The organism is Pauljensenia sp. UMB0895 (assembly GCF_030218905.1).
GTDB classification, from domain to species: Bacteria; Actinomycetota; Actinomycetes; order Actinomycetales; family Actinomycetaceae; genus Pauljensenia; species Pauljensenia turicensis_A.
In genome coordinates, this window is the sequence record NZ_JASOQR010000014.1 from 1 (window position 1) to 25,714 (window position 25,714).

The 25,714-nt window shown below is 57.9% G+C and carries 21 protein-coding genes and 3 tRNA genes; 9 read left to right on the plus strand and 15 right to left on the minus strand.

The annotated features are described in order from the left end of the window. Position 1: 1 nt before the first annotated feature. Both QP503_RS07325 and QP503_RS07330 read left to right on the plus strand, forming a co-directional pair. Positions 2 to 74 (plus strand) — tRNA-Lys (locus QP503_RS07325). A 35-nt stretch (positions 75 to 109) separates the two neighbouring features. After that, positions 110 to 182, plus strand: a tRNA-Lys gene (locus QP503_RS07330). A gap of 187 nt (positions 183 to 369) precedes the next feature. Here the strand turns inward: QP503_RS07330 and QP503_RS07335 are convergent. After that, complete coding sequence (locus QP503_RS07335) at positions 370 to 846, minus strand: peroxiredoxin (RefSeq protein ID WP_006681240.1); 477 nt, start codon at positions 844 to 846, stop codon at positions 370 to 372. Positions 847 to 995: 149 nt separating this feature from the next. Between QP503_RS07335 and QP503_RS07340 the strand changes: the two genes are divergently transcribed. Then, positions 996 to 2,564, plus strand: a complete 1,569-nt coding sequence (locus QP503_RS07340) for a Na+/H+ antiporter NhaC family protein (RefSeq protein ID WP_179369742.1) — start codon at positions 996 to 998, stop codon at positions 2,562 to 2,564. 111 nt (positions 2,565 to 2,675) lie between these two features. On the opposite strand, the gene QP503_RS07345 is transcribed toward QP503_RS07340, so the two are convergent. The 5 genes from QP503_RS07345 to QP503_RS07365 all read right to left on the minus strand — a co-directional run bounded on the left by QP503_RS07345 (position 2,676) and on the right by QP503_RS07365 (position 7,015). Further along, positions 2,676 to 2,756, minus strand: a tRNA-Leu gene (locus tag QP503_RS07345). A 128-nt stretch (positions 2,757 to 2,884) separates the two neighbouring features. Continuing rightward, positions 2,885 to 4,015, minus strand: coding sequence for a tRNA 2-thiouridine(34) synthase MnmA (gene mnmA, locus QP503_RS07350; RefSeq protein WP_103631911.1), 1,131 nt, complete (start codon positions 4,013 to 4,015; stop codon positions 2,885 to 2,887). A 12-nt stretch (positions 4,016 to 4,027) separates the two neighbouring features. Beyond that, on the minus strand, positions 4,028 to 5,236 hold the full coding sequence (locus QP503_RS07355; RefSeq protein WP_006681243.1) for a cysteine desulfurase family protein: 1,209 nt from the start codon (positions 5,234 to 5,236) through the stop codon (positions 4,028 to 4,030). Then, a complete protein-coding gene (locus QP503_RS07360; RefSeq protein ID WP_006681244.1) occupies positions 5,233 to 6,222 on the minus strand; it encodes an electron transfer flavoprotein subunit alpha/FixB family protein in 990 nt (329 codons plus the stop codon). Before QP503_RS07360 ends, QP503_RS07355 begins: the two co-directional genes overlap by 4 nt. Before the next feature lies 1 nt (position 6,223). Further along, complete coding sequence (locus QP503_RS07365; RefSeq protein WP_103632058.1) at positions 6,224 to 7,015, minus strand: electron transfer flavoprotein subunit beta/FixA family protein; 792 nt, start codon at positions 7,013 to 7,015, stop codon at positions 6,224 to 6,226. Between the two features lie 237 nt (positions 7,016 to 7,252). On the opposite strand from QP503_RS07365, the gene glgX reads away from it, so the two are divergent. The 6 genes from glgX to QP503_RS07395 all read left to right on the plus strand — a co-directional run bounded on the left by glgX (position 7,253) and on the right by QP503_RS07395 (position 17,672). Continuing rightward, positions 7,253 to 9,547, plus strand: coding sequence for a glycogen debranching protein GlgX (gene glgX, locus QP503_RS07370; protein ID WP_285101471.1), 2,295 nt, complete (start codon positions 7,253 to 7,255; stop codon positions 9,545 to 9,547). A 53-nt stretch (positions 9,548 to 9,600) separates the two neighbouring features. Then, on the plus strand, positions 9,601 to 10,701 hold the full coding sequence (gene trpS / locus QP503_RS07375; protein WP_285084537.1) for a tryptophan--tRNA ligase: 1,101 nt from the start codon (positions 9,601 to 9,603) through the stop codon (positions 10,699 to 10,701). A gap of 141 nt (positions 10,702 to 10,842) precedes the next feature. Beyond that, the gene (locus QP503_RS07380) at positions 10,843 to 11,604 is read left to right on the plus strand and encodes a VIT1/CCC1 transporter family protein (RefSeq protein WP_285101473.1); all 762 of its coding nucleotides are present in this window, start codon (positions 10,843 to 10,845) and stop codon (positions 11,602 to 11,604) included. Between the two features lie 131 nt (positions 11,605 to 11,735). After that, positions 11,736 to 13,784: an alpha-1,4-glucan--maltose-1-phosphate maltosyltransferase gene (locus QP503_RS07385; RefSeq protein ID WP_103631917.1), complete on the plus strand. Its 2,049-nt coding sequence runs from the start codon at positions 11,736 to 11,738 to the stop codon at positions 13,782 to 13,784. 91 nt (positions 13,785 to 13,875) lie between these two features. Further along, positions 13,876 to 16,077: a 1,4-alpha-glucan branching protein GlgB gene (glgB, locus tag QP503_RS07390; RefSeq protein WP_285101475.1), complete on the plus strand. Its 2,202-nt coding sequence runs from the start codon at positions 13,876 to 13,878 to the stop codon at positions 16,075 to 16,077. A 137-nt stretch (positions 16,078 to 16,214) separates the two neighbouring features. Then, on the plus strand, positions 16,215 to 17,672 hold the full coding sequence (locus tag QP503_RS07395) for a phosphotransferase (RefSeq protein WP_285101477.1): 1,458 nt from the start codon (positions 16,215 to 16,217) through the stop codon (positions 17,670 to 17,672). A 90-nt stretch (positions 17,673 to 17,762) separates the two neighbouring features. Here the strand turns inward: QP503_RS07395 and QP503_RS07400 are convergent, their stop codons facing one another. The 9 genes from QP503_RS07400 to QP503_RS07440 all read right to left on the minus strand — a co-directional run bounded on the left by QP503_RS07400 (position 17,763) and on the right by QP503_RS07440 (position 25,713). Continuing rightward, complete coding sequence (locus tag QP503_RS07400) at positions 17,763 to 18,650, minus strand: tetratricopeptide repeat protein (RefSeq protein WP_006681252.1); 888 nt, start codon at positions 18,648 to 18,650, stop codon at positions 17,763 to 17,765. Positions 18,651 to 18,721: 71 nt separating this feature from the next. Next, positions 18,722 to 19,777 carry a hypothetical protein gene (locus QP503_RS07405; protein WP_285068067.1) on the minus strand — a complete coding sequence of 352 codons (1,056 nt, stop codon included), beginning with the start codon at positions 19,775 to 19,777 and terminating at the stop codon, positions 18,722 to 18,724. Then, complete coding sequence (locus QP503_RS07410; protein ID WP_285101478.1) at positions 19,738 to 21,255, minus strand: hypothetical protein; 1,518 nt, start codon at positions 21,253 to 21,255, stop codon at positions 19,738 to 19,740. The genes QP503_RS07405 and QP503_RS07410 overlap by 40 nt, the downstream gene beginning before the upstream one ends. Before the next feature lie 139 nt (positions 21,256 to 21,394). Beyond that, positions 21,395 to 21,691 (minus strand): Rv1322 family protein, encoded by a 297-nt coding sequence (locus QP503_RS07415; protein ID WP_502929451.1) that lies wholly within the window; start codon positions 21,689 to 21,691, stop codon positions 21,395 to 21,397. 62 nt (positions 21,692 to 21,753) lie between these two features. Next, positions 21,754 to 22,452, minus strand: coding sequence for an endonuclease NucS (nucS, locus tag QP503_RS07420; RefSeq protein ID WP_103631921.1), 699 nt, complete (start codon positions 22,450 to 22,452; stop codon positions 21,754 to 21,756). Positions 22,453 to 22,578: 126 nt separating this feature from the next. Then, the gene (locus QP503_RS07425) at positions 22,579 to 22,983 is read right to left on the minus strand and encodes a DUF2550 family protein (protein WP_103631922.1); all 405 of its coding nucleotides are present in this window, start codon (positions 22,981 to 22,983) and stop codon (positions 22,579 to 22,581) included. 65 nt (positions 22,984 to 23,048) lie between these two features. Next, positions 23,049 to 23,312, minus strand: a complete 264-nt coding sequence (locus QP503_RS07430; RefSeq protein WP_103631923.1) for a F0F1 ATP synthase subunit delta/epsilon — start codon at positions 23,310 to 23,312, stop codon at positions 23,049 to 23,051. Next, a complete protein-coding gene (gene atpD, locus QP503_RS07435; protein WP_103631924.1) occupies positions 23,312 to 24,760 on the minus strand; it encodes a F0F1 ATP synthase subunit beta in 1,449 nt (482 codons plus the stop codon). The genes QP503_RS07430 and atpD overlap by 1 nt, the downstream gene beginning before the upstream one ends. Positions 24,761 to 24,783: 23 nt before the next feature. After that, positions 24,784 to 25,713 carry a F0F1 ATP synthase subunit gamma gene (locus tag QP503_RS07440; RefSeq protein ID WP_103631925.1) on the minus strand — a complete coding sequence of 310 codons (930 nt, stop codon included), beginning with the start codon at positions 25,711 to 25,713 and terminating at the stop codon, positions 24,784 to 24,786. Between the last annotated feature and the right edge of the window lies 1 nt (position 25,714).

Sequence of the window (25,714 nt, forward strand, 5' to 3'; positions counted from 1 at the left end):
CGCGTCATTAGCTCAATTGGCAGAGCAGCTGACTCTTAATCAGCGGGTTGAGGGTTCAAGTCCCCCATGACGCACAACTCTAAAACAGAATACTCTGTGGCAGAGTCCCGCGTCATTAGCTCAATTGGCAGAGCAGCTGACTCTTAATCAGCGGGTTGAGGGTTCAAGTCCCCCATGACGCACAAACGAAAACGGAGCAACCAATCGGTTGCTCCGTTTTGTCGTTGCCTGCCCTGTATGAGTGTTTCTGTCCCTGCGTCGAGAAGCGATGATGAGACACGGCGATCAAGGAAAGACGTATAGGGCGACAATTCCAGCACTAAAAACCGATTCATCGCCTCAGACGACAAGGCTAGCCACACGCACGTATCAGTCGTCCAGACCGAGGTCGCGACGCAGGCGCGCCACATGACCCGTTGCCTTCACGTTGTACTGAGCAAGCGCAACCGTTCCATCCTTGCCAACAACAACGGTCGAACGAATGATGCCCGTGAAGATACGGCCGTAGTTCTTCTTTTCACCCCACGCGCCCCACGGTTCAAGGATTGCATGCTCAGGATCGGAGATCAGCGGGAAGTTAAGTCCCTGCTTCTGAGTGAACTTCTCCAAGGCGGGCATTGTGTCAGCGCTTACGCCCACAACCGTGTACCCAGCTGCCTTCATTGTGTTCAGGTTGTCACGGAAATCGCAGGCCTGCGTCGTGCACCCAGGGGTCGAGGCCTTCGGATAAAAGTAGACGATAACGCCCTTTTCACTGCCCGCAAGCAACTCGGTCAGTGAGATCAGTCCCTGCGTAGATTCAGCGGTAAATTCTGGAGCCTTCGCTCCAATTTCAAGTTGAGTCATGTTGAAAGCATATCGACGCCGATAGCGCTGTGCTCGCCGAATCCTGCACTACCCGCGCAATTAAAATGTCCAGAGTAAGAACACCGAGGGCGCGGCCTCGTGCGCCTTGCCTAGCCTGAATTCATCCCAACTGTATTGAGGAGACCCCCGTGACCGAGGCATACCCCGTTCTCACACTCATCCCACCGATTCTTGCGATTGCTCTTGTCATCACGACCAAGAAGGTCATCATGTCGCTCGCAGCCGGCGCTATCTCCGCTGCATTCCTTATCGAAAACGGCGGGATCGTCGCAACAGTCGTCAAAATCTGGGGTGCTTTCTCTCAGATTTTCTGGACCGAAGGCGCAATCAACGCCTATTATGTGCTGATTCTCTTGTTCCTTATCACGTTGGGCATCATCACCTCGCTTGTCCTGATGGCTGGTGGCACCGCAGCGTTTGCAGAATGGACGATGACGAAGATCAAAGGTCGGCGAGGCGCGCAGATTCTCGCCGCCGCACTCGGTACCGCGATTTTCATTGATGACTATTTCAACGCGCTTGCCGTCGGCCAGGTGGCGCGCCCCGTTAGCGACCGCCACAAGGTGTCTCGCGCGAAGCTCGCCTACCTCATCGACTCATCGTCGGCACCGGTTGCTGTTCTTGCACCGTTTTCTTCGTGGGGCGCCTCGATCATCGGCATCATGGCACCGATCGTTGCAGCAACCTCAATTCAGGTGACCGACGCGGGCGCATTCCTGCGTAGCGCGGGCATGAACTATTACGCCATCGGCGCAGTCGTCCTGTTGTGGCTGACCGTCATCTTCGAAGTCGACTTCGGCTCGATGCGACGTGAAGAACGTCGCGCGGTCGAGCGCGGTCACGTCTACGATCCGGGAGAGCAGATTCCCGGCCAGTTGACCGACAACCTACCACGTCACGAACCTGGCGCCATGCGCGCACTGATTGTCCCCTTCGTCATCCTGATCCTGGGTGTTCTTGCTGGCATTGCGTGGACCGGCCACTCTGCTTCTGAGTCGTGGAATGCCCTGGATATCTTGGCAAACACCGACGTCGCCGTATCGTTGAATGTCGGTGGTGTTCTTGGCCTGATCTCCGCGGCGTACTACTACTTCCACTACACGCACAAGGATCCTGCTTTCGAGCTGAAGACTGCCGGCAAGGGTGTCGTCGAGGGCGCTCGTTCAATGCTTCCGGCTATCGAGATCCTGCTGTTCGCATGGATGCTGGGCTCGCTCATTTCTGAGCTCGGTACCGGCGCCTACCTTGGCGCGCTGGTTGAATCCTCAAGCCTGCCTGCCCAGTGGCTGGTGCCACTGATGTTTGTCATCGCAGGCGCTATGGCGTTCGCGACGGGCACATCGTGGGGTTCCTTCGGAATCCTGCTCCCGATTGCCGGCGAAGTCATGGCAGCTGTTCCCAACGGTTCCGACCTGCTGATTCCCGCGTTCGGCGCTGTTCTTGCTGGAGCCGTCTGGGGCGACCACTGCTCCCCGATCTCCGATACGACGATTCTGTCGTCGACCGGCGCTGGCTGTAACCACATCACGCATGTCAACACTCAGCTTCCCTATGCGCTTGCCGGTGCGGGAGCTGCGTTGCTTGGCTACATCACGTTCTCCATCACCGGTTCAGGCCTCATCGGCCTGGGGATTGTGCTCGCAGTGCTCATTGGGCTGACCGTGTTCGTGCGTACTCGCCTGCCACTCATCGCCTGATCCCTACGATTCATGGTTTTGCCTCCGAGACTTTCCTCTTGGAGGCAAAACTGTATTCGGCCTATTCGACGAAAGAAAGGACACCAGCATTCAACTGGTGTCCTTCCGTTGTGCGCGAGATGGGACTCGAACCCACACGTCAAAGACACTGGAACCTAAATCCAGCGCGTCTGCCAATTCCGCCACTCGCGCGCGAACCTGTTTCCGAAGGCGACGAGGTTCCGCATGGAACCTATGCCCACACACAGTGCTCGTTTAGTGTACAAGGTCAGTGACAATCCCGGCGAACTGAGCTTATCCGTGGACCTCGTAAGAAAACATCAGGCTACGAACGACGAGGCTCGGCTTGCCCGCATGATCGTTGCTTCCCCCAAGACACGGGTGTCACGGTACATGACCAGCGACTGGCCGGCAGCAACGCCACGGATCGATTCGGAAAGGGACACGACCAACCGGCGTTCTGCTCCTTCACGCGCCTCGTCTTCGGAGTCGTGCTCGACTAGGGAAACGGGGACGGGCGTACCGTGGGCGCGAACCTGAACGAACAGGTCATCCGTTGAGGCCCCCAGATCATCGGGAGCTAACCAGACGACGTCCTCGCATTCAATTCGATCCACACTGAGCAGAGTCGATGCTCCAACGACGACCTGGTTCGATTCCGGACGAGTTTCCAGAACATAGCGAGGCTTGCCATCTTCGGCGGGACGATCAATATGCAGACCTCGTCGCTGACCAACCGTGAAGTTCCAGTAGCCCTGGTGGGTGCCGAGGACCTCGCCGTCGGGGCTCACGATCTCACCTTCATCGCTACCCAATCGAGTGCGCAAGAAGCCCTGCGTATCTCCGTCGGGAATGAAGCAAATGTCGTAGGAATCCGGCTTGTTGGACACACCCAGGCCAAGACGCTGCGCTTCGGAACGCACCCACGCCTTGGTGGGGGCATCACCAAGGGGCAGTAGAACGCGTGACAGTTCATCACGCCCCATGATTGCCAGAACATACGACTGGTCTTTCAGAGAATCTGCGCCACGGTGCAATTCCGGGCCGGATGGACCATCAACGATTGCAGCGTAGTGGCCGGTGCAGACAGCATCGAAACCCAGTGCCTTCGCGCGCGTTGCAAGTTCACGGAATTTCACGAACTCGTTGCAACGCACACACGGGTTCGGCGTATGCCCCAGCTTGTACTGTTCAACGAAGTCTTCGATGACGGTTTCTTCAAATTCTTGGGCGAGGTCCCACACGTAGAACGGGATCCCCATGATTTCGGCTGCTCGCGCAGCATCGCCAGCGTCTTCAACGGAGCAACACCCTCGCGAGCCGATACGGCATTCCTGCGGTTGACTTGACAAAGCCATGTGGACGCCGACAACATCATGGCCGGCCTCGACCGCTTTCGCTGCAGCGACAGCCGAATCCACGCCTCCGGAAAGTGCGGCAAGAACACGCATTCAATTGTCCTTTCAGTGGGTTCGACCGTGCATGCGGTCTCGATCGTGAGAGTCTAACGCCTGCCCTGCAAGGACGGCGCGTTCAAGAGCATCCACGAACGCATCAATATCCGCTTCGGTCGTGTCATGTCCGGTGGAAATGCGCAGGACTCCCAGCGCTTCAGCTTCGGTGGCTCCCAGGGCCAGGACGACGTCGGACGGGCGCGTCACCCCCGCGTGGCACGCAGAACCAGCAGAGACGTGGACATCTGCCATGTCCATCGCCATCAGTACCGCTTCAGGGTGCGACGTCGGAATCGACAGATGAATGATCGAGGCCAACGCGTCATCCGGAGAGACAGTGAGTCGCGCATAGTCCGGCAGAGCGCGGGCCAAACGATCACGCAGAAGCGCCGCGCGGACCTGCCACTCTTGGCGCTGAGCAACCGTTTCTTCAAGCGCTAGCGCGAACGCACACGCGCCGGCAACGTCGGGGGTTCCTGAACGAATGCCACGCTCGTGTCCTCCACCGGGACGATCGGTGGGGATCTTCAGTCCACGGCGAGCAACCAGCACGCCAGTCCCTGCCGGTGCACCAATCTTGTGGCCACCCACGGTCATCAAGTCAACGCCGAGTTCCGCATAGGACACGTCCATCAGAGACATTGCCTGCGCGGCATCGGTGTGGGTCAGTGGACGCTGAGCGATCGGCATGGAGCGACCATCAAGTGCCTCGACCATCTGCGATACCGGCTGAATTGTCCCGATTTCTGAGCTGACCAGGGTGAGCGAAGCAAGAGAACACTGGTCTTTCACCTGCGCCAACGCGTCAGTATTGATGACGCACACGCCGTTGGACGCCACAGGGAAAAGCTCAACAGCAAACCCGCGCGATTCTAAATACTCGCGCTGATTTCCTACAGCATCGTGCTCCACCGGGGACAGAAGAACCGTGTTCCGATCAGCGTTCAATGCCCGCCCAGCGAGCGCTCCCCCGTGTACGCCGATGGCATCTGATTCGGTGGCACCCGACGTAAAGATCACTTCGGGCTTCTCGCAGCCCAAGGCAATAGCGACACGTTCGCGGGCGTCCTCCAACATCCTCTTTGCGCGTCTACCGCCACCGTGCAACGAGGCCGGGTTCCCGGGATGGGCGCTGAGCTCACGCTGAGCCTCGACCCATGCCTCCAACGCTGAAGGACGGATCGGGGTTGTTGCAGCGTGATCCAGGTAGTGCGTCACTCGGCGTCGCGCGCCTTCTTGATTTCTTCCAGTGCAGCAGGAATAACCTCGAACATGTCGCCAACAACGCCGAAATCTGCGATCTCAAAGATCGGAGCATCAGGGTCATCGCAGACAGCGACGATGTGGGCGCTGGACTGCATACCAACCGTGTGATGGATAGCTCCGGAAACACCTAGACCAATGTAGAGATTCGGTGACACTGACAGACCGGTCTGGCCGATCTGCATGGTACGCGGTGCCCAGCCTTCATCGCAGACAACGCGAGTAGCGCCGACTGCCGCGCCGAGTTCATCTGCCAATTCATTGACAATGTTCATATCGCCGTTTGTTCCGCGACCGGCGACAACAACGGTGGAAGCATCGGTCAGCGAAACGCCCGTTGACTCCAGTGCAGACGAGCAGACGACCGTCACCGCACGGGCCTCATCGCTGAGCTCAACGTCGATGGATTCGGCGACCGGAGTGACCGGCGCGAACTCGAGGACATCAAAGGATCCGGGTCGAAGCGCCACAACCGGAAGCGAACCCGAGACCTTCAGGCGATTCGACCACGAGCCCGCGAGCGCGGTGGTCGTGACAACCAGGGAGTCGTCGTCGACCTCAACGCCGATGGCGTCGCAGACAACTCCGGAGTTGGTCAGGGTGGCGATACGGGAGGCGACTTCACGGCCTCGGTAGGTCGAGACAACGAAGAGGGCTCCGAAATCCTGTGTCGTGACTGCGGATGCGACGGCGTCTGCGACGACTGCGCTGACGCGTGCGCCGGAGTGGTCAATACCGGGGACGAGGACTTTTTCCACGCCGAGGGTGCCCAGCGTGGTCATATCCGGGTTCGTGGTCAGGGAAAGTGCGACAACTCCAGCGTCACTCAACGTGGACGCGAGAGAAATGATCTGCGCCGATGCTGGGGTGAGGTGCCAGCCGTCGGTGTCACTGCCCTGGTGGTCAGCAAGGACGAGTATTGGTTGAGAAAGAGTTGCCATGTCACTTCACCACTTCGAGGAGGTACTGGGCCAGTCGGAGGCCTGCATCACCGGAGTCAGGGATGATCGTTCCGGCGTTGTCGCGGGTGATCTCGTTGGATTCGAGGACCTCGGTAACCTGGCCACGCTGGGCGATAGCTGAGCCTGCAACGCTTTCTTCGATGTCGGCCAGTTCCCAGGTGTCCATTGGCTTCTTGCGCGCGGCCTTCATGGCCGCGAATGCCGGATAGCGGGGTTCGTTGATCTGGTCGGTGACCGAGACAACTGCCGGCATGGGTGCGGAAAGGACGTCCTCGTACCCGTCGGCGTTGCGCTTGATTTCAATGCTCGAGGCGCCGGTATCGACGGAGATTTCGTGGGCCAGACCGAGCAACGGGAAGTGTAAGCGGGTCGCAAGCGCCGCGGGAAGCATTGAGGTCATCGAGTCGAGCGATGCCATACCCGTAATAACAAGGTCAATGGGTTTTTCGTCGGCGAGCGTCTGAATGGCTCCAGCCAATGCGAGCGCGGTCAGACCGGCATCAGCTCCAGCCAGTGCCTCGTCGCTGATAAGAACACCGCGGTCGGCCCCCATCTGGAGGGCGCGCATCAGGGCGTCTTCAGCGTCCTCGGGCCCCATGGTCAGGGCGATGACTTCACCGCCGTTATCTTCGACCAGTTGAACGGCTGCTTCAATGGCGTTTTCATCCAGTTCGTTGAGGATGTCATCTTCGCCACGAACAATGCGACCATCTTCGAATCGGCGTTCCGACTGCATGTCTGGAACGTGTTTCACGCATACGACAATTCTCATAGCTTCTAGCGTGCCACAAAGGGCGAGTAAGCCCGAAGAGCAAGGGGTGTGAGATGGGTTTTCCCACACGCTTTGACTACGTTGCGTCAGAAACCTTGCCGGCTTGCAATAATAGTGCGGGTGGTCGCGCACACTTTTTGAGTATGTGCGCGATACGTTGACAAGAAGACGCAGTTCCCATCAACAGTTTCTTGAACCGTTAGCGTTCAAGCACGTTCTGGCTAGAGAGAGGACATCATGGGCCACGACCATTCGCACGATCACTCGGTGGCGCTCGTGAATGTTACTCAGCCGAACCCTGTTCCTCCTCGCTTCGGTGTCCACGTTGCAAACGGTGGTCTTGACGTTTCCGTCGTGGCACGCCTGGCGACGCACGTTGATTTCTGTGTTCTGGACTTAGACGACTCTGAAACGCGGTATGCGCTGATTCCTAGCAACGAGGGCATTTGGCACGGTCATATCAATGGCTTGGGTGTGGGCACGCGTTATGGTTTCCGCGCTGATGGCCCGTGGGATCCCGATCGTGGCTTCTTCTATAATCCGGCGAAGTTCCTGTTGGATCCCTACGGACGAGGTCTCGAGGGAAGCGTTGACATGAGTGCCGCAGTCTACGGGCATATCGTTGACGAGAACCTATATCCGACTTCTTATCCGTTTGCGCGTTCGCCTCTTGATTCGCGTGGGCATGTCCCCTGCTCCGTTGTCGTTGATTCCCGCTTCCCCGTGGCACCAAAGCCACGCGTCCCGTGGGAAAAGACGATTGTGTACGAGGTCCATGTCAAGGGCTTTACGAAGAACATGCCGGGTATTCCTGGCGAATTACAGGGAACATACGCGGGCTTGGCACATCCTGTGTCAGTGGATTACCTGAAGAACCTGGGAATTACTTCCATTGAACTTCTCCCCGTTCACGCGAAGTGTGAGGAACCGTTCCTATCGGAACGTGGTCTGACTAATTACTGGGGTTATTCGACCCTGAACTTCTTCACTCCCGAGCCTTCTTACGCAACTCATTCAGCGCAAGACCGTGGCGCCCAAGCGGTCGTCGACGAGTTCCGCGGAATGGTGTCGATCCTGCACGAGGCAGGGATCGAAGTCATCCTTGACGTCGTCTACAACCACACGTGTGAAGGTGGCGACTCCGGCCCGTCACTCTCGTGGCGTGGACTCGATTCTGACCTGTATTACCGCCACACGAACACGCTTCCCGTCGCCTGTACTGACGACACGGGCACCGGAAATACCATGAACGTCGACAATCCCAAGACAATGTCGATGATCCTCGATTCCCTGCGCTACTGGGCAGACACAATGGGCGTCGACGGTTTCCGCTTCGACTTGGCCGCAACCCTTGGACGCTTCGCCACGGGATTCGACCCGAAGCACCCGTTGCTGATGGCAATGGCAACCGACCGAACACTGTCAACGGCAAAGCTCATTGCTGAACCCTGGGATATCGGCCCCGGAGGCTGGCAGACCGGCAATTTCCCACTCCCCTTCTCAGAGTGGAATGACCACTACCGCGGGGCACTGCGCGCCTTCTGGCTCTCCGACGTTCGTTCCCTAGTCGAAGGTCACGGCGCGTCTGGCCCGAATAACCTAGCGACCCGGTTGGCCGGTTCCCGCCCCGTTTTCGATCATGGCACCGGAATCGGACGCGGGCCTCGTGCTTCAATTAACTTCATCACCGCGCACGACGGCTTCACCCTCGCTGACCTAACGGCGTTCGATACCAAACATAATTGGGCGAACTTGGAAGGCAACCGCGACGGATCGAACGACAATCGTTCATGGAACCACGGAATTGAAGGCTGGGTCGCATCAATCGCGAACATGACCGACGATGAAGGTGACCCGGTTGAGGCAAAAGAAGCAATCGAAACGACCTCTCGTCGTCGCTACCAGACCCAGCGCAACATGCTGACCTCCCTGCTCATTTCTGCGGGCACCCCAATGATTCTCGGCGGCGATGAATTTAGTCGCACTCAGCAGGGCAATAACAATGCGTACTGTCAGGATTCCCCGATCTCGTGGTTCGACTGGAATCTGACACCCGAGCAACTGGCACACAAGGACTTCGTTCGTTGGTTGATCGGCCTGCGTCACGCTCACCCCGTATTGCGCCCCGATATCTACGAATCAGGTGCACCCGTACCCGGCGATTCAATCCCGGATGTGGCGTGGCTGGATAAGACCGGTGCTCCCATGCCGACAGAAGGCTGGGCTCTTTCCGACAATCGCGTGTTCCAAATGTTGCGTTCGGGCGTACGTTGGAACGACCGCGACGCTCTGGTCATTGTGAACGGCACTTTGGACGAGCAGGATGTGAGCCTTCCGACCGGCCACGGCGTCGATTGGCTCGTATGTGTGAATACGGCGTGGATTCGCCTTGACGAGGGTGTTCAACCGGGGACCGATCCTCTCGCATTGAGCCTGAGCCTGGGACAGGTCGCCAATGAATCCATCGTGACTCTTCGACCGAACTCGATGCAGGTCTTGCTTTCCGATATTGCGGTACCGCCCAAACGCTAACTGCGGGCGGACGCGAAATAGCGTTAGGCGCGTCTTTCGATAGAATCACACCCATGACTTCCAGTGAAGACGCACTTGCACACTCGACATCCGACGCATCGCTTGCTCGTTCGAAGGCTCGTTCAGCCGAAATCGACCGGGCCATCGATGAAGATCCCACTCGCTTCCGTATCCTGACCGGTGACCGACCGACCGGGCATCTGCACCTCGGTCATTACTTCGGTACGCTCCGTAACCGTGTTCTGTTGCAGAACCGTGGCGTTGAAACGTGGGTTCTGGTTGCCGACTATCAGGTGATCACGGACCGTGACGGCGTTGGCCCAATTCGTGAACGCGTCCTTGGTCTGATTGCCGACTACATTGCTGCCGGTATTGATCCGGAGCGTTCGACGATCTTCAACCATTCTGCCGTTCCGGCGCTCAACCAGCTGATGCTCCCCTTCCTGTCTCTGGTCACCGAGTCTGAGTTGCACCGAAACCCTACAGTGAAGGCAGAACTCGAAGCCACCGACGGTCGCGCTATGACTGGCCTGATGCTGACTTACCCAGTTCACCAGGCTGCTGACATTCTGTTCTGCAAGGCGAATCTTGTTCCCGTTGGTCAGGATCAGTTGCCACACTTGGAGCAGGCTCGCCTGATCGCCCAGCGTTTCGATAAGCGCTATGGTCGCGCCAATCCTGAGGTTCCCGTCTTCCGTCGTCCCGAGGCCCTTTTGTCCGAGGTCCCGCTGTTGCTCGGCACCGACGGCGCGAAGATGTCCAAGTCGCGTGGCAACACGATCGAACTTGGCATGACCGCTGACGAAACGGCGAAGATCCTGAAGAAGGCGAAGACTGACGCTGAGCGCACGATCACCTACGATCCCGCGAATCGTCCTGAGGTCGCGAACCTTTTGATGCTGGGCTGCCTAGCGTCCGGTCAGGCTCCCGAGGCAATTGCCGAGCAGATCGGCGATAAGGGTGCCGGCACGCTCAAGATGTTCGTCACCGAGGCCCTCAATGAGATGCTTGCTCCACTGCGCGAAAAACGTAGCGAACTGATCAACAACGAGGACTACTTGCTCCAAGTGTTACAACTTGGTAACGAAAAGGCGAATGAGCAGGCGAACGAGACCCTCCACGAGGTACGTACCGCCATGAAGATGAACTACTGAGCCACCATTTTCGCTGGTCAGACCGGCTAGCTATGGGTGCCCTCAGAGCATTGAGGGCACCCACTTTTAGGTAGTACAAAGGTCCTAGAGGCGCGCTTTTCCTTGCTAGCGGAGCAGTCTTTTTCTCCCTAGCTTGAGAGAATGACAACTCTTATTCCGTTCACTTTTTCCGACTCTGTCAAGTGCTCACCCGTCGTTTCAGTTGCGCCTGTAGCCCAGAAGAAAGAGTCTCTTGCTGCTCGCCTCAACTGGTTGCGTGCAGGCGTTCTTGGCGCCAATGACGGAATCGTGTCGATTTCGGGTCTTCTTGTTGGCGTCGCAGCTGTGAACCCGGCAAACACGAAGGCCATCGCTATTGCGGGTGTAGCCGGGATCGTTTCTGCAGCCCTATCAATGTCCGTCGGCGAATACGTCTCCGTTTCCACCCAACGTGACACGGAACGAAAGATTGTCGCCGACCAGAAGGCTGTCCTGGTGGCTGATCCAGCTGGTCAAGAAAAGCGCCTTGCGTCCTTGTGGGAAGAACGAGGCCTGCCGAAAGACACCGCGACGTTGGTAGCACGGACGTTAAGCGAAAGTGACGCACTGGATGCTCACCTGTCGCTTGAGCACAACATTGACCATGACGATCTGACGAACCCGTGGGTGGCAGCGGGATCTTCCTTCCTTGCCTTCCTCTTTGGATCGCTCCTCCCTCTGCTCACGATGCTGTTGTTCCCACCCAGCATGCGTATCCCCGCAACATTCGTCGCCGTCCTTGTTGCGCTCGGTTTGACTGGGTGGATCTCAGCGATTCTTGGTCGTGCACCTCGCCTTCCCGCAATTGCACGTCTGCTCGTTGGTGGCAGCGTCGCAATGACACTGACCTTCGCCGTCGGCCACATATTCGGCGTCGCAGTCTGAAAAACGCGGCCGGCCTCGTCAATTCGGCGACGAGGCCGGTTTGGTTTATCTGAAACTGACCGCATACGCAAACACGAACCAGCAGCCCCGCGCTGACCACGCGAGCGCCCCAACTGACGTAGGCTGGTGACGTGAGCGACATTCTTCTTCCTCGAATCCCAGTCACTGAAGTTTTCCCTGTCGTTGAAGACGGCACGTTGGCCGCAAAGGCAACAGAAAACGAGCCTCTTCCCATTCGCGCGACGGTTTTCCGTGAAGGACACGACGCATTTGCGGCCGAAGCGGTCTTGATCGACCCCGATGGTGTCGAGCACATGCGCGCTCCAATGGCGGACATCGCACCCGGCCTTGACCGATACGAAGCGTGGGTCAAACCCGATCGCCCCGGCACGTGGTCTTTCCGCGTCGATTCATGGTCGGACCCCTATGCCACGTGGCGTCACGACGCAACCATCAAAGTTGACGCAGGTGTCGACGTCGAATTGATGCTGGAAGAAGGCGCACTCCTGATGGAACGCGCCATCGACGGAAAAGCCCTGAACAACCCCCTGCAACAGCCCCTCGATGCCAAGGATGCCGAGGTTCTGCGTGACGCCGCAGCCCACCTGCGCGATACGTCACGTTCGGTTCAGCAACGCCTGTCCGCGGGCGTGTCGTCACATGTGCGCGCCGTGTTCCGCGCCCACCCCGTACGTGACCTTCTTGGGTCTTCACGCGAATACCCTCTGGCCGTTGCCCGTGAGCGCGCCCTGACCGGTGCTTGGTATGAGATCTTCCCGCGTTCAGCCGGTGCGTTCCAGCGTGAAGATGGATCGTGGGTGTCGGGAACTCTAAAGCAGGCTTCCTACGAGCTCGACCGCATTGCTGAAATGGGCTTCGATGTCGTCTATCTGACACCTATTCACCCGATCGGCACGACAAATCGTAAGGGTAAGAACAATACACTGGTCGCCTACGAGGGCGATCCGGGTTCTCCCTACGGCATTGGGTCTCCCGATGGTGGACACGATGCGATTCACCCCGAGCTGGGCGATTTCAATGATTTCGACGATTTCGTTGAGCGCGCGTTAGAGCTTGGACTTGAAGTCGCCCTCGACTTCGCGTTGCAGTGCTCCCCCGATCACCCGTGGGTCACCGAACACCCCGAATGGTTCACAACCCGCGCCGACGGTTCGATTGCATTCGCGGAGAATCCGCCGAAGAAGTACCAGGACATCTATCCGCTGAACTTCGACAACGACTATGACGGCATCTACGAGGCCATTCGTGATGTCCTCGAAGTGTGGATTGAGCACGGCGTGACGATCTTCCGCGTTGATAACCCGCACACGAAGCCGGTGCGTTTCTGGCAGGAAATCATCGCTGACGTTCATGATACGCACCCGGAGATTGTTTTCCTCGCTGAGGCATTTACTCGCCCCGCGATGATGCGCACTTTGGGCGCAGTCGGATTCGATCAGTCCTACACGTACTTTGCCTGGCGTACTGAAAAGCAGGAGATCGAAGAGTATCTGACCGAGGTTTCGACGCAAACCGCTCACCTGATGCGTCCGAGCTTTTGGCCGACCACTCACGATATTTTGACCCCGCAGATGACGACGGGCGGTACCGCGATCTTTGCGATTCGTGCAATGCTCGCCGCTCTTGGCGCTCCGAACTGGGGGATTTACTCGGGCTACGAGTTCGTTGAGAATGTTCAGCGTCCCGGCTTTGAAGAGCAGAACGATAACGAGAAGTATGAGTTCCGCCCGCGTAACTGGGAAGATGCTGAGCCTCTTGGCATTACGCGCTTGTTCACCCTGTTGAATGCTGCTCGCGCGAAGCACCCTGCCCTGCGTCAGCTTCACCAGCTTCGGATTCACCCGACCTCTCACCCAGAGATCATTTGTTTCTCCAAGCAGGTTTCCGGAGTATTCACCGAGTCCGGGAACACGGACACGGTGATCTGCATCGTGTCGCTCAATCCTCATGAAGGTGTGTCAGGCACCGTGCACATTGATCTGAACGACCTGGGAATTCAAACCGCCGGTGGTCATTTCCGCGTTGTCGACGAGCTTGATGGCACCACCTACACCTGGGGATCCGAAGGCTGGGTTGACCTTTCCCCCGTTACTCGACTTGGTCATGTGTTCTCTGTTGAGCCCACAACTGACCTCGAACCTTGGACCAACCGACACTGACATCGAGAAAGGACAGCTCTCACGGTGTCTTATGGCGAATTTTAGTGTCGCCTATCTCACAAAGATGCCGATGACGTGCGAGAATGTGGACATGACTAATGACTTGACCCCCATCCCCGTGGATCTAGCGACGCTCGATGCCGTTGGCAACGGCGCTCACTACAATCCTCACTCTGTCCTCGGCGCGCATATTGGTGATTCATCAGTCACCATCCGCTCCGTTCATCACCTTGCTGATGCAGTCGACATTGTCACCGCAACCGCAGCGTACCCCGCGACCCACGAACACGCCGGCGTGTGGGTTGGCGTCCTTCCCGGTGAAGAAGTCCCCGACTATCGCGTTCGCGTCACTTACGGTGATCAGATCACGACTCTCGACGACCCCTACCACTACCTGCCAACGCTCGGCGAGATGGACACCTACCTCATCTCCGAAGGCCGTCATGAGCAGCTCTGGAAGGTTCTTGGCGCGCACGTTAAGCACTACAGCGGCGACATGGGCGACGTCGACGGTGTTGCCTTCGCCGTGTGGGCACCGAACGCACGCGCTGTCCGCGTTGTCGGCGACTTCAACTTCTGGGACGGCACCGCAACCGCGATGCGTTCCCTTGGCTCGTCCGGCGTCTGGGAAATCTTCGTCCCCGGCGTCAAGGTAGGCGCACGCTACAAGTTCGAAATCCAAGGTCCCGGTGGCAACTGGTTCCAGAAGGCTGACCCCCTGGCACGCGCCACCGAAATACCGCCGGCAACCGCCTCCGTCGTCACCGACTACTACCACGAGTGGACCGACGAAAAGTGGATGACTGACCGCGCCGAGCGCAACGTCCATGAAGGCCCGATGTCGATTTACGAGGTCCATGCTGGATCGTGGAAGCAGGGTCTGGGCTACCGCGGGCTGGCTGACGAGCTTGTCCCCTACGTCAAGGAAATGGGCTTCACGCACGTTGAGTTCATGCCTCTGGCGGAGCACCCCTTCGGCGGGTCGTGGGGCTACCAGGTGACCTCGTACTACGCACCCACCTCGCGTTTCGGCACACCCGACGATTTCCGCTACCTTGTCGACGAATTCCACAAGGCCGGAATTGGCGTCATTCTCGACTGGGTTCCCGCCCACTTCCCAAAGGACGACTGGGCGCTTGCTCGTTTCGACGGCACTCCCCTGTATGAGGATCCGGATCCGTTGCGTGGCGAGCATCCTGACTGGGGAACCTACGTCTTCAACTTCGGTCGTCGCGAGGTCCGCAACTTCCTGGTTGCGAACGCCCTATACTGGCTCGAAGACTTCCACATTGACGGTCTGCGCGTCGACGCTGTCGCCTCGATGCTCTACCTCGACTACTCGCGTAAGGACGGCCAGTGGCGTCCAAACCAGTACGGTGGCCGCGAGAACCTTGAAGCGATTGAATTCCTGCAGGAAGCCAACGCGACTGCCTACCGCACACATCCCGGCATTGTCATGGTCGCAGAAGAATCAACCGCATGGCCGGGCGTGACCGCACCGACCAGTGGTGGTGGCCTGGGCTTTGGCATGAAGTGGAACATGGGCTGGATGAACGACACCCTCCACTACATGGCAGAAGACCCGGTGAACAGGCGTTGGCACCACGGCGAACTCACATTCTCGCTGGTCTACGCATTCTCTGAGAACTACGTGCTACCGATCTCCCACGATGAAGTTGTTCACGGCAAGGGCACCGTCGTCGAGAAGATGCCCGGTGACGACTGGCAGCGTTTCGCTGGCACCAAGGCACTATACGCCTACCAGTGGTCACACCCCGGCAAGCAACTCCTGTTCATGGGTCAAGAGATCGCCCAGCGCCAGGAATGGAACGAGTCCTACTCGCTCGACTGGTGGATCACCGACTTCGAAGGCCACGCCGGCGTTCAAGCGCTGGTCTCCCGACTCAACCACCTGTACGCCCAAAATCCTGCTTTCTGGGATGACGACTACACGGGCTTCGAGTGGATCGATGCATCCGACGGGGATCACAACCTCATCACCTACCTGCGTAAGGGCAAGCGCGAAGGCACCGAACAGCCGGTCGTCGTCTGCGCAGCAAACTTCGCTGGTAACCCGCATGAGGGCTACCGAGTGGGACTGCCCTTCGGCGGCGAATGGACTGAAATCCTCAACACCGACTCCGAAGAATTCGCAGGCTCCGGCGTGACCAACCCAGGTGTGATCATCGCAGAACCGATCCCGTGGAACGGCCGCCCATTCTCAGTCGAGCTGCGTATTCCGCCGCTCGGTGGACTCTGGCTAGCACCGATCAAGCCTGACACAAAGCACTGACACCTTCAGGGCGGACTCATTCATCGAACGAATGTCGATAGAATGAGTCCGCGTTTTGTGTTGCCCCCGCAAGGGCAGACACACATGCACCGCGCGCCATCAACCGATGCTCCCCATCCGTCAAAGGAGACTACACAGTGAACACCTCGACCTCGCACCTGTCGTGGCCCGCAGATGAGGACCTCCTTGCCGGGCTCCACGCATGGATGCAGGACCGCCGTTGGTTTCCACTGAAAGGTGACGCAGCACCGACACTTGATGAACTCAGCATCCACGCCGATGTTGCATTGAGCGACACGATTCGTGATCTGTTGATCAGCGCGAAACGCCCCGACGCTCTCGACGAGGCCCCCGTTCTGATCCACGTCCCCTTGGCCCTAGCACCCGCTTCAGACCTTGATTCCTTTGCTGTCGCCGGCGAAATCCCCGGATCGCATGGTTTCGTCATGGAAAGTACCCCCGAGGTCGCATTCATTGACGGTCCGCACCATCCAGATTTCTGGCGGGCGTGGGCGAGGCTTGCCCACACCCAGGGATCGTTCCTTGACGATGAGGGCATCGCTGCGATCGAAAGACGCGCCAATAGCGGACGAGTCATGACCGGTGAGCAGTCGAATACGAACGTCGTCATGCGTAGCGGTGAAGGTGATCCTTATGCTGATGACATCGTCATCAAGCTTTTCCGCGTCCTCGCCGCAGGTCGCAACCCCGATGTCGAGGTGTCTGTTGCATTGGCAAAGGACGGGTGGGATCGCGTCCGCACACCCGTCGCATGGTCCACACTCACTTGGAACGACGCTCTAACGGGCGAAACCATCCTGACCGACTCCGCGGTAGCCTGCACCTTCATTCCAGCCGCTGACGACGGTTTTGAACTCTTCTGCGACTATGCCACCCGTGACAACCCAGCGAATGGAACAGTTCGTAGCTCCGCAAGAGCACTAGCATTCACTCTCGGTCAAACGACCGCCCAGATGCACTCCCATATGGCCGCCTCCCTGGGTACATCCGCCCCTGTTCCCCCATCAGAGCTTGCCCACTCCCTGCGATCGCGCGCCTCGTGGGCGCTGGCAGAAGTCGCCTTCCTTGCAGAACGCATCCAGAATTTCGAAGAGAAAGTCGACCGCGTCTACGCGCGCCTCGAGGCTCTCGATCGCCTCGATGAAGCAACACGCATCCACGGCGACTACCACCTGGGGCAGGTCCTCCACGAAAAGGATCTTCCCACAGGCGTAGAACCACGCTGGTTTGTTCTCGACTTCGAAGGCGAGCCTCTGCGTCCGCTTGCCGAACGCTCAATGCCTGACCAACCCATGCGCGATGTTGCCGGAATGCTCCGTTCCTTCGACTACGCGGCAGCCGTCGGAAAAGCCACCGACGAAACATGGCGAACCGACATGCGCACCGCTTTCATCGATGGATACCGCGATTCATTCGGTGACATGAACGAGGCAGACAAAGAACGTAAGCGAGCACTGATCGTGGCCCTCGAACTCGACAAGGCTCTCTACGAAGCCGTGTACGAAGCACGAAACCGCCCCGACTGGATTGACATTCCAGTACGAGCCATCGAAGCTCTCATCACTGAAGACTAAAAGCGCCATCCCTGCGTCAACCTCTGCGGGGCGGGCATCACCACGATGCCCGCCCCGCAGAGTCTAAGAAAATCTTACTTTCTACGTCGCTCACACAAGCACGAGCGTCGACAAAATCATGCGCGCTTTCATGACATCGGGAGAGTTACCGGCGACGCGGAACAGATCCAGCAAGCGCAACCGCGCTGCATCCTTTGCTTCCGTGTCATCGGCCGTCGCAATGATCTTCAGCAACAGGTCAAACGCACCTTCGTGATCACCGGACGCAAAGAGAGCATCAGCATGGGCCGCCGGATCAGACGCATCAGCTGACGCACTCCGCGCAGCAACACGCACACGCGCCAAGTGAGCCTTCGCGGCCTCGTCCTTCGGATTCAGATCCAGGACCTTCTCCCACAAAGCGATCGCTTCATCCAGCTGTCCTGCTTCTTCGGCGCTAAGAGGAGCCTCGTGTGCAGGCGGAATCGGAGCAGCCGTATCCTCTTCGGACACCGCAATACGACCGTTAATCCCCATCTGAGCGCCAGCATCCAACACCTGATCAATGATCGGGCGCACCTGATCCTTCGGCGCAATTCCCTGGAACAACGGAAGCGGACGCTGATTCATCAACGCCACAACGGCGGGTACACCCTGAATCTGGAACGCCTGCGCAATGTGAGGCGACGCATCAACATCGCCAGTCGCCAACTGGAAACGACCCGCATAGTCGCGAGCAAGATCCTCCATCGAAGCAACAAACGGCTTCGACTCCAATTGTGACGACGAATACATGACAATGATCACCGGAACGGTCGCTGAATTCGCCATCAGATCTTGGAAGTTCTCTTCACTGACCTGCACAACCAGTGGCACATTCAACCCCACCTGAGCCTCAGGTGAGCCCGTTTCCTGGCCAGAAACCTGAGCGGAAGCTAAAGCCCCCAGCTCCACTGCCCCATGGGAGTCAGCAGGCATCATGCTCGATTCATTCGGCATTGTTCCTCCAATGCATTTCAGACATACGTCGGCGGTAGTACCAATCAAGCGCCCCTCGAAGCGTGAGAACTCTAGTTACCGGGGTTCGTTGATTCGTCCATCGTCACGGATTCAAGAACACGTTCAGCGCCGATAATACGCGCGACACCGCCTTGTTCGCTCGACGGAATGTTCATCATCACGGTCGCCACGTAGGTTGCAACCGCAGTGCCCTTGACCGAATCATCATCTCCTGCGTTCATGGTTGCCGTCTGGCCCCCCAGTCGCATCGTCGAGCCAGCAACCGTACGAGAGTACGTCAACGTGTACGAGAATGTCGTAGCGACAAGAGCCGAACCATCTTCCAGTACAACGCCCGTCACCGGGTTCTCCGTCAGTCTTGCCGACGCAGTCACATTACCGGCAGCTGCCAGCGAGGAATTCAACGACGATGCCGCATCAAGGTACTTGGACGTGAACTCGTCCGAAGCGAAGTGTTCATTCGAAGACAAAGATGCGTTCAGCATGTCCACATACGCTTGCGCAGCGTCACCGGGTGTCATGACAAACCCCTCGGTGTCATTCGTTACGTATGCCGACCCCTTCGTCACCGCAGGGGTGGTCAGCGAAGTTCCCCCGAGCATACGCGCCCACGCAACCAGCGAGTATTTGCTACGAGCATCGTTCTGCACGAGCATCTCGATGACGGGCAACTGCGACGTGTCGGCTTGGCGGATATTCACGATGGCACGAGGCCACTGCAACGAGTTTGTCACTGCTGTCGTCTGAGGAGTCAGGTCAAGCTGGGTAACAGCCTCACCGGACGCAACAGAGTAAGCGTATTGGGCTTTACGCATACGAGCTGCGCCACCGGAAATACGGCCGTCAAAGACGTCACCATTGAGCGCTTCATCAGCACTGTTCAACGTTTCTTGAACCTCTGCCAGCGCTGACGAAATCCGCTCTTGATCAAGGTTCGGCGAAACGGAGGCCGACTGGTTGGTGTCAGAAACAGTCAGTTCTCCCCCGCCACATCCAGCCAGGCCAAGCGTCGCTACAAGAGCAGTCGAAAAGACGAGAGTGCGTCGTTTCATTGCAATCTCCTTCGTCAATTCTTCTTCAACCAGCGAGACATGAGCTTCGTCCACGAGTCACTTCCGCTACGGGAAGCAGACGAGGATTCTTCAGACTCTGATCCCGCAGACTCATCAGAATCCGTCTGGTGCACAATCGGAATCAGGCCGGTGTGGAACTCGCGTCCATCAATCACGATCTTCTCTTCGCCCTTCTCACGGGCTTCGCGCAGTGCGCGACGGCTTGGAAGTGTGACGCCGGGGCGGATGCTCGACAAATCGATGATGCCGGTATCGGTTGAGACCTTCTCGGGCGGATCCTGGTCTTCGGCGCCCGCCCATTCACCGTGACGACCAGCCACCGGCTTCACAGTCTCTTCTGCTTCGGGGAGTTCTTCTGAGGTGTTGTCTTCGTCCCCAGTTGAATCTTCAGATTCTGCTTGAGCAACCTGCTCACTGTCGTCGAAAACAGGGTCACCATCGATGGTCACATCATCGAAAGTGGTTGCGTCACTGGTTTCTTCAGTGGTTTCGCCGCCGTTTAGTCGGTCATCCGTCGCCCATTCGTCGATTGCCTGAGCTACTGTCTCTTCAGAATCGCTGACCTTGTCTGTAGCTTCAGTATCTGTGACTTGGAGGGCTTCATCAGAAGTGTCCTGTTGCGCAGACTCTTCGTTTTCCTCGGTGGAAGCGCCCTGAATAGAAGCTTCTTCGGCCTTCTTTGCATCGGCTAGGGCGCTCACCGCATTAACGTCAATTGCTTGAGTATCGGTCGAGTCAGCGCTACGACGCTCTTCCAGCGCCTTCGCGCGCTCGGCACGATGACGAAGAAGCTGGTAACGGCTCAGGAATGCCACACCTGCGATCAACGCAAACAAGATCGCAAGAATAAAGGAAACAATCGCAAGAGTATTCACACTACGGGTTGCCCACGTCAGTGTCAGGGTTGTATCAGAAGCACCCGACGTAGAGACTGCCAGCACCGAAAGACCAGCGGAAACATCATCTAAAGACACGGATACCGTGCCCTCACCCGTCACGGAGTGCAACCACATATCAGACTTGGATGCGTCGGCAACCAACTGACCAGGCTCAGTCCCCACCTGAGATTGAGTAGCACCAGACTGTGCACCTGACTGAGCACCGGAGTGCGCCGTATCCGAGCCAGACTGAGCACCAGACTGTGCACTCGACTGACCGGTATCACCAGCAACGCCTTCGTGCTGATTCACTTTCAGGACACTACGATCCGAGGTCAGACCAACAACTTCGGTGTAGGGATCGTTCCCGATCCAACCGAGGACGTCACCGGGAGTGCCGACACCCAGTGTCAGCTCAGCGCCCGATTTTGACGTCGCCGTCACGACAACGTTCTTGTCAAGCAACGGCAGAACGCGGTCACGCGTCATGATGATCGCCGTTGGCGACTCAATAGACGACGACAGTTCCTTTGGTGGCTGAAAAATGGTCAGAGCAAGGACACCAATGATCACAAAAACCAGTGCGATCGCGCCAGCGGTGGTAGCAGCGGCGTACGCCTTGATTCGGTTCACGCGTTGCCTCCTCGGTTATGAAGTAAAGACTCTAACCGTTCAACGATACGAGGAAACGCACGAACAGGCACATGAAATTCACTATCTCGTGACAAATAACATGAGATTAAAGGGCACTTCCCTACTCCTATGCCACTTCCTAGTTCGGACGCAGTCCCCTGTTCCAACAATCCGTGTGCCAATGACGCCTACCATCGAGTCCCTGTGGCAGACCATAGGGAGCTTCTTCTGGCCATGCAACAACGTGTGCTGCCCCAACACGCACCGGGCGCAAACACCCCGGGCATGTATATTCCTTCGAAGATGACGAGACGCGACGAACCTGATAATCACTACCATCAGGCCCAGTTTCCGTATGAGGCATCGACGAAAGCCGTGTCATATCAAGCTCACGGTGAGGCTCACTCCATCGCCGTTTCATTGAACGCCGTGCCATGGCCCTACTTCTCCATTCGCTTCGTCATCATGGCGATAGATGTCAGCGCGCGTTCGACGACATCAGAACAGACGTGACTCAGGATCATCGAAGCCACGCATAGCGTCATAATCGAGCACAACACAGCGGATGCCACGATCCTCGGCCAGAGTACGAGCCTGCTTCGAAATCTCCTGGGCGGCAAAAATGCCCGACACATTCTTCAGCAACGGATCGCGCGACAAAAGCGAAAGGTAGCGAGTCAACTGCTCAACACCATCGATACCGCCACGACGTTTCACTTCAATAGCAACATGCTCACCCTGCGGATTCTTCACCATCAAATCAACGGGGCCGATCGGAGTTTCAAACTCACGGCGAACGAAAGTCCAGCCTTCACCCAAGACTTCAGGAACCTGTTCTGCCAGCAACTCCTGAAGATGTGTCTCAACACCGTCCTTCACAAGACCGGGGTCTTCGCCCAAATCAACATTCACATCCGAGACGATGTCGTGAATCGAGATGACAAGACGGTCATCTTTCTTATCTGCTTGGACAGTCCACACTTCAGTAACGCCGTCGACTTCCTCATCACTTTCAGGCACTTCCACAGTGACCGTGCACGGGGCATTCATCCAATTCAGAGGCTTATATGATCCACCATCCGAGTGGATCAAAATTGAACCATCCGCCTTGAGCATGATGACGCGCGTGGCGGGGTCAAGGTGGGCTGACAGACGACCGGAATAATCAACGGTGCACGTTGCAATGAGGACTCGCACGCCCCAGAGCCTAACAGGTGAAGGCACTCGATCTTTACTATCAACGCCTCAGACGTGGCAAGATGCTCAAATTTCAAAGCTGAGAAGCAGGAAGCAGACAACCGAGTAGCAGTGTATGAAAGGAACTCAGACCTGAGGCGGACCGGATTCAACCCACGAGACAAGCGCATTGTATGTTTCCTTTGACAATGCGATCTCATAGCGCTTCTCGTTGGAGAGCAGGCGAATCTCAACAAGTTCGCCATCTTTAGAATGCGGGTTCGCCGCAGAGATCTGAAGTCCTCGACGCTTCACGGAATACACGGGCTTATTCGTCAAGCCAACCAAGCGATACCACGACAGCGATTCAACGTCGTAGAGTCCCAGTCCCGCGGTCCATCCCGAGTGCTGATCGGGACGTGAGAATGACCGGAATGCGCCAAGCTTGTTTTCCAAGTGACGCGCACGCACGTTAATGATCAGCAAGACAGGCAGACCAATAACCACAACACATACCACGAGCCACAGCACAATGGCGAAAAGCGAAGTCATAAAGCACCTCCGATCAAAAGTATGAAAGTGCCCCCGCTCGGATTCGCCCGAACGGGGGCTCCTTATCAGGAAATCGTACCGTGATCAGCGACCACGGTCACAAAATCAGAGTCAATGGACGCAAATCCGCTGTCAACGGTGAACGTCTGGACACCTTCCTTGGTCGTCACCAGCACAGTGCCTGCATTCAGCATGGCAAGCATGGGCTGACGACCCGGAAGAATACCCAGCTGTCCATCAACCACGGGGATCTGGACGGACGTACCAACGCCGTGCCAGAGACGTCCCTCGTGGGAGACAATTTCGACTTGGAGTACCTTGTCGGCCATCAGGCGTCCTCGCCGAGCTCGCGCCAGCGGCGCTCGAGGTCCTCGATGCCGCCGATGTTGAAGAACGCCTGCTCCGGAACCTTGTCGTAGTAGCCCTCGGCGATGCGCTTGAAGGCCTCGATGGTCTCCGACAGCGGGACCGTCGAACCGGGGACGCCCGTGAACTTCTCCGCCATATAGGTGTTCTGGGAGAGGAACTGCTCGATGCGCCGGGCGCGCGAGACCGTGACCTTGTCCTCCTCGGAGAGCTCGTCGACGCCGAGGATCGCGATGATGTCCTGGAGCTCCTTGTTCTTCTGGAGGATCGCCTTGACGTGCGTCGCCGTGTCGTAGTGCTCACGACCCACGAGGGCCGGATCGAGGATTCGCGAGGTCGAGGCGAGCGGATCCACGGCCGGGTAGATGCCCTTCGAGGCGATCTCTCGGGAGAGCTCCGTCGTCGCGTCGAGGTGCGCGAAGGTCGTGGCCGGGGCCGGGTCGGTGTAGTCGTCGGCAGGCACGTAAATGGCCTGCAACGACGTAATCGAGTGACCGCCCGCCGAGGTGATGCGCTCCTGCAACTGGCCCATCTCATCCGCGAGGTTCGGCTGGTAGCCGACCGCCGAGGGCATGCGCCCGAGGAGGGTGGAGACCTCGGAGCCCGCCTGGGTGAAGCGGAAGATGTTGTCGATGAACAGAAGCACGTCCTGGTGCTGCACGTCGCGGAAGTACTCAGCCATCGTCAGACCGGTGAGTGCGATACGCAGACGCGTCCCCGGCGGCTCGTCCATCTGGCCGAACACGAGGGCGGTCTTGTCGAAGACGCCGGCCTCGCCCATCTCGCGGATGAGGTCGTTGCCCTCTCGGGTGCGCTCGCCGACGCCCGCGAAGACGGACACGCCGCCGTGGTCCTGCGCGACTCGCTGGATCATCTCCTGGATGAGGACGGTCTTGCCGACGCCCGCGCCGCCGAACAGGCCGATCTTGCCACCCTGGACGTAGGGGGTCAGAAGGTCGATAACCTTGATGCCCGTTTCGAACATCTTGGTTCGGGCTTCAAGCTGATCGAATGCCGGAGGCTGGCGGTGAATTGGCCAACGCTCAGTGATTTCGAGTTGCTCGCCTTCCTTCAGATTCAGCGGTTCGCCGGTCACGTTGAACACGTGGCCCTTGGTGATATCGCCGACGGGAACCGAGATCGGTGCACCCGTGTCAGTGACAACAGCACCACGAACTAGGCCATCGGTCGGCTTCAGCGCGATGGTACGAACAAGGTTGTCACCGAGGTGCTGCGCGACCTCGAGGGTCATGGTGAAGGATCCTTCACCCTCGCCCTGTCCGGCAAGGTCAACATCAACCTTCAGTGCGTTGTACAGCGGAGGAATGCTGTCTGGCGGGAACTCGACGTCAACGACGGGGCCGACGACGCGAGCGACGCGACCTTCCGCTTTGTGTTCTTCCTGGCTCATAGTTCTTCTCCGTGTTCTGGGGCTCAGCCCGCGACCAATGCGTCGGCCCCGCCCACGATCTCACTGATCTCCTGGGTGATGTCCGCCTGACGGGCCGAGTTGGCCAGGCGCGTGTACTTGGTGATGAGCTCTTCAGCGTTATCGGTTGCGGTGTGCATTGCGCGCTGACGCGACGCAAGCTCAGAGGCAGCCGACTGCAGGAGCACATTATGAATACGACCTTCCACATACAGCGGAAGGATCGCATCGAGTACGGCTTCCGGAGATGGGATAAATTCGTATTCGGGGAACGTCGATGATGGATCGTCGTAGTAACCGCGTTCTTCCCCGCGTTCTTGGTCCGATTCGGGAGCATCAACAACAGAAAGCGGAAGCATCTGTCGGACCTCGGGAACCTGACTCATCACGGACACGAAACGCGTGTATACCAGGTGAACTTCTGAAACACCCGTCATCAGAGTACCGTCCAAGAAACGGGAGAGAAGTTCGGTTGCGATCTCACGAGTTGTTTCAAGAGTCGGCGAATCAGATTCGCCTTCCCATGAACGTTCGATGGCGACTCCACGGAATCGGAAATACGAGCGTGCACGACGACCGAAGGTATAGATGATGGGTTCTTTGCCCTCGTCCTTCAGGCGAGTAATCAGACGTTCCGATTCACGAAGAATCGTCGCCGCATAGGCACCCGCCATGCCACGGTCGGAAGCAATGACAAGAACAGCCACGCGAGGAGTATTGTGACGTTCACGCGTCAGTGCGTGATCCAAATCCGTGTGGATCGCGACTGCTGCAACTGCCTGCGTCAATGCCTTTTCGTACGGGCCAAGGCCCGAAGCCGCGCGACGCGCAGCACCGATCCTTGACGCTGCGATCATTTCCATCGCGCGGAAGACCTTCGCCAGCGTTTGCGTTGAGGCAATCCGCTGCTTGTAGATCCTCTGCTGACCACCCATG